This is a genomic window from Curtobacterium sp. B18, assembly GCF_000333375.1.
In the GTDB taxonomy this organism is placed as follows: Bacteria; Actinomycetota; Actinomycetes; order Actinomycetales; family Microbacteriaceae; genus Curtobacterium.
Map to the genome: position 1 here is coordinate 1 of NZ_BACZ01000203.1, position 4,704 is coordinate 4,704.

Annotated in this window: 5 protein-coding genes; 4 read left to right on the plus strand and 1 reads right to left on the minus strand. The window is 72.8% G+C overall.

Annotation, left to right across the window (positions count from 1 at the left end; genetic code table 11):
* The first annotated feature begins 18 nt into the window (after positions 1 to 18).
* From I5E_RS05340 to I5E_RS05350, 3 genes are read left to right on the plus strand one after another with little or no spacing between them, the layout of a single operon-like run.
* Positions 19 to 1,299 (plus strand): ATP-binding cassette domain-containing protein, encoded by a 1,281-nt coding sequence (locus tag I5E_RS05340; protein ID WP_022906082.1) that lies wholly within the window; start codon positions 19 to 21, stop codon positions 1,297 to 1,299.
* Complete coding sequence (locus I5E_RS05345) at positions 1,296 to 2,108, plus strand: ABC transporter ATP-binding protein (RefSeq protein ID WP_022906083.1); 813 nt, start codon at positions 1,296 to 1,298, stop codon at positions 2,106 to 2,108. The genes I5E_RS05340 and I5E_RS05345 overlap by 4 nt, the downstream gene beginning before the upstream one ends.
* A 22-nt stretch (positions 2,109 to 2,130) precedes the next feature.
* The gene (locus tag I5E_RS05350; protein ID WP_022906084.1) at positions 2,131 to 3,408 is read left to right on the plus strand and encodes a metal-dependent hydrolase family protein; all 1,278 of its coding nucleotides are present in this window, start codon (positions 2,131 to 2,133) and stop codon (positions 3,406 to 3,408) included.
* A gap of 20 nt (positions 3,409 to 3,428) precedes the next feature.
* Here I5E_RS05350 and I5E_RS24245 read toward each other — a convergent pair whose 3' ends face one another.
* On the minus strand, positions 3,429 to 4,130 hold the full coding sequence (locus tag I5E_RS24245) for an alpha/beta hydrolase (RefSeq protein WP_042723608.1): 702 nt from the start codon (positions 4,128 to 4,130) through the stop codon (positions 3,429 to 3,431).
* Between I5E_RS24245 and I5E_RS24250 the strand changes: the two genes are divergently transcribed.
* Positions 4,020 to 4,704 (plus strand): ATP-binding cassette domain-containing protein (locus tag I5E_RS24250; RefSeq protein ID WP_261974860.1); only part of this gene is annotated, 685 nt, incomplete at its 3' end. The two genes, I5E_RS24245 and I5E_RS24250, sit on opposite strands and share 111 nt — an antisense overlap.

A 4,704-nucleotide genomic window follows, 5' to 3' on the forward strand; every position in this document is an offset into this window, starting at 1 on the left:
GGCGATCCTCNGCAGGGCATGGTCCAGGTGGTGGTCGCCATCGCCGTCGCCAACATCGCCGGGTTCGCCCGGCTGACCGCGAACCTCGCCGCGAAGATCTCCACCAGCGAGTACGTCACCACGGCTCGGCTGATGGGGGTCCCGGCACATCGCGTGGCGGTCCGGCACGTCCTGCCGAACATGGCCGAGCCGACCCTGATCCTCATCGCCGGCGCCTTCTCCGGGGCGCTCGTCGAGATCTCCGGCCTGTCCTTCATCGGGCTCGGCGCGCAGACCCCGGCGTTCGACTGGGGAACCCTGCTGAACGACGGCCTCGACCGCATCGTGGTGAACCCGGTCGTCATCGTCGGGCCGGCCGTCGCGCTGACCTTCGCGTCACTCGCCGCGCTGCTCGTCGGGGACGGCCTCGCCGCTGCCGCGAACCCCCGGTCGAACACGACCCGCGCGCGGACGACCCGCGATCCCGCGGCACCGACGATCGCGGTCGAGGACGACGCCGTGCTCGTCGCCGACGGCATCACCGTGCGGCACGGTGCGAGCGGGCGCCCCCTCGTCGACGACGTGTCCTTCACCATCCGCCGCGGCGAGGTGCTCGGGATCGTCGGCGAGTCCGGCTCGGGCAAGTCCCTCACCGCCTCCGTGGTCGCCAGACTGCTCAGCGAGGGGCTCGAGGCCTCCGCCCGACGACTCGAGCTCGGCGGGGTCGACCTGCTCGGCCGCGTCCCGGACCGGGTGCTGGCGTCACGGATCGGCCTCGTCTACCAGGACCCCGGCACCGCGCTGAACCCCGCGATGGTGCTCGGCATCCAGCTGTCCGACGTCCTGCGCATGCGCCTGCGCCACAGTCGACGCGACGCCCTGCGCCTGCTCACCCAGGGGTTCCGGGCGGTCAAGCTGACCGACCCCGAGGGCCGGCTGCGGCAGTACCCGCACCAGCTGTCCGGCGGCATGAAGCAGCGCGCGATGATCGCGTCCGCGATGAGCACGAAGCCCGACCTGCTCATCGCCGACGAACCGACCACAGCGCTCGACGTCACGGTGCAGCGCGAGGTCCTCACCGTGCTGAAGCGGATGAACGAGGAGTCCGGCACCGCCGTGCTCTTCATCTCGCACGACCTGGGTGTCGTCCGGGCACTGTGCGACCGGGTCCTCGTGATGCGGAACGGCTCGGTCGTCGAGCGCATCGACGACGTCGCCGGCCTGTCGCCCGAGACCGTCGAACACCCCTACACGAAGCAGCTGCTCGCGGCCACGCCGGTCGTGCGGGTCCCAGAACAGCAGACGGAGGCGCACGCGTGACCGACACCAGCACGACCCGCCCGCAGTCGGCGACCGACCCGGGGCCGATGATCGACGTCCGGGGGCTCGACGTGGCCTTCGGCTCGACGACCGTCCTGCGGGGAGTGGACCTGCGACTCGAGCGCGGCCGCACGGTTGGCGTCGTCGGCGAGTCCGGGTCCGGCAAGTCCACGCTCGCGAAGGTGCTCGTCGGCACGGTGAAGCCAGCGGCCGGGAACGTGACGGTGGACGGCGTCGACCTCGGCCGCGCGCACCGGTCGGCCCTGCACGCAGCCCGGCGGCGCATCCAGATGATCCCGCAGGACCCGTACTCGTCCCTCTCCCCGCGACGCACCGTGGCGCAGACCCTCGCCGAGGCGATCGACCCGATCCGTCCCCGCGTCGCGACCCACGAGGAACGGATCGGCGGCTGGCTCGGACGCGTCGGGCTCTCGGCGGACATGATGCACCGCTACCCGCACGAGTTCTCCGGCGGGCAGCGGCAGCGGATCGCGATCGCGCGCGGGCTCGTCATCGACCCGCACCTGGTGATCGCCGACGAGATCACCTCGGCGCTCGACGTCTCGGTGCAGGCCCAGATCCTCGACCTGCTCGCCGACGTCAAGGAGTCACTCGGCCTGACGATGGTCTTCATCTCGCACAACCTCGCCGTCGTGCAGCGGGTGAGCGACGAGGTCGTGGTGCTGTACCAGGGCGAGGTCGTCGAGTCCGGCCCCGTGGAGCAGATCTACGCCGACCCGCAGCACTGGTACACGCGCCGGCTCCTCGACGCGGATCCCGGTTCCGCCCGCTTCAGCCTGACCGCCTGACCCATCACGGAAGGTCCCGCCAGTGACGGCACGACTCCCGACGACCCCGTCCGCCCCCGGGGTGCTCCGCCTGGTCGGTGCGACCCTCGTGGACGGCACCGGTGCGGCACCGTTGCCCGACGCCGAGGTGGAGCTGCGGGACGGCGTGGTCGTGTACGCCGGACCGCGGCGCGCTCCGGCGCCGGGCGTCGCCGTCGCCGACCTGACCGGGACCTGGCTGCTGCCGGGGTTCATCGACACGCACGTGCACCTGAGCATGGTCCCGACCGCCCCGGAGGAGCAGCGGGCGCGGTTCCCCGAGGAGGACGTGCTCGAGGTCGCCGAGGTGCTCCGCGCCACCCTCGACGCGGGAGTCACCACGGCGCGGGACCTGGACGGTCTCACACCGGGCTACCGCAACGCCGTCGCCCGTGGGACGGTCGCGGGCCCACGGTTGCACCTCGCGATCGCGATGCTCTCGCCCACCGGCGGACACGCCGACCCGGTCCGCCCGAACGGTTCCCTCCCAGCGTGGGCGGTTCGGCCGGGCATGCCCGCCCCGGGGGTGGTCGACACCGACGACGACGTCGTCCGCACGGTCCGCACCCTGCTCCGCACGGGTGCCGACGCGATCAAGGTCTCGACGTCCGGCGGGGTGGGCTCGCCGACGGACGATCCGGACGACGTCGGCATCACCGAGGAGCAGGTCCGTCTGGTCGTCAGCCTCGTCGGCGAACGCGGTGGCCGACCCGTGACCGCCCACGCGCTGACGGACAGTGCGGCCCGCTCCGCCGTGCTCGGAGGAGCGTCGAGCATCGAGCACGGCTACGACCTCAGCGACGAGACGATCGCCCTGATGGTCGAGCGCGGGACGGCCCTCGTGCCGACCCTCAGCACGCTGCTCCGCGAGCTCGATCCGGCGACCGCCTCCGCGGAGCGTCTGCGCCACCGGGCCGCGCTGCACCGGCGCGGGATCGACAGTGTCCGACGCGCCGTCGCGGCGGGGGTCCCGGTCGCGCTCGGCACGGACGCCGGCGTGCACCCACACGGCAGGAACCTCGCCGAACTCGCGCGACTCGTCCAGGTCGGTCTGACCCCGCTCGAGGCCGTCACGGCGGGCACGCTCCAGGGAGCGCGACTCCTCGGACTGGAGGCGCGGCTCGGCTCCGTCGAGGCCGGCAAGGAGGCCGATCTGGTCGTCTCCCGCGTCGACCCGCTGGTCGACATCGGCGCGCTCGCCGACGCGGCCAACGTGCGCGCGGTCCTGCAGTCCGGACGCGTGGTCAAGGACCTAAACGGTCTGGTGCCCACGGCCTCCTGACCGTGGGCACCACCGGGCGGTCAGGACACCGCGGCGATCGCCCGCTCGATCACCGCGACGACCTGCGCCGGGGCGGCGTGCGCCACGGCGTGGCTGGTGTCGACCTCCTCGGACGCAGCGCGCATGCGAGCGACGAAGCCGCGCTGGATCTCCGGCAGCAGGTGCCGGTCGCTCGTCGCCACCAGGTACCAGCTCGGCCGGGTCGCCCACGCGGGCTCGCGCGTCGGCTGCTGGAACGCGGCGTCCGCGGTCACGCGGCGCTCGTACCGCGCCGCACGCAGGACGTCCTCGGGGACGTCCCACGCGAGCGCCGCACGGGACTCCTCGTCGTCGCGGGTGATCCACCCGCCGTCGGGTCCACGGTGCGTGTACTGCGCCACGAGCGCGGGCTCGTGGCGTTCGACGATCGCGGACACGGACTCGCCGGTGTCCGGGGCGAACGCTGCCACGTAGACCAGGCCGACGACGCGCTCGTGCGTGCCGGCGTTCGTGATGACCGCGCCGCCGTACGAGTGCCCGACGAGCAGGACCGGACCCTCGATCCCGTCGATCAGGGCCCGCACCGACGCCTCGTCGTCCCGGAGCGACGTCATGGCGTTGTCCGCGAGGGTGTGGGCGATCCCGCGGGCGCGCAGGAGCGGGGTCACCGACGACCACGCCGACGGCGAGCCCCCGGCCCCGCGACGCCCACGATCTCGAACGGCGCCTTCGACGACGAGCACACCGCCGCGTGCATCCGCCGCGACGAGATCGCCGCCGGGACGCTCGCTCGCTCCGAGATCTTCCCGCGTCCGGAGGACGTGCCCGAGGCCGAGATCGACCACGGCGACGACGTGGTGCTGCAGCTCGACGACGTCGTGAAGACGTTCCCGCTGACGAAGGGTGCGCTGTTCCGTCGGCGCATCGGCGAGGTGCACGCGGTCGACGGCATCTCCCTCACCCTGAAGCGCGGGCAGGTCCTCGGCCTCGTCGGCGAGTCCGGCTGCGGCAAGACGACCACGATCATGGAGATCCTCGAGCTCGCCGGCGCCCAGCAGGGCACCATCAGGGTGAACGGTGTCGACACCGGCTCGCTGTCGAAGGCCGACCGCCGTGCGCTCCGCAGCGACATCCAGGTCGTCTTCCAGGACCCGATGGCCTCCATCGACCCCCGGCTCGACATCGGTTCCGTGATCGGCGAACCGCTCACCGTGCAGGGTGTGCCGAAAGACGAGATCCGTCGACGGGTGCGCGATTCCCTCGAGCTGGTCGGCCTCGAGCCGAGCTACATCGACCGGTACCCGCACGAGTTCTCCG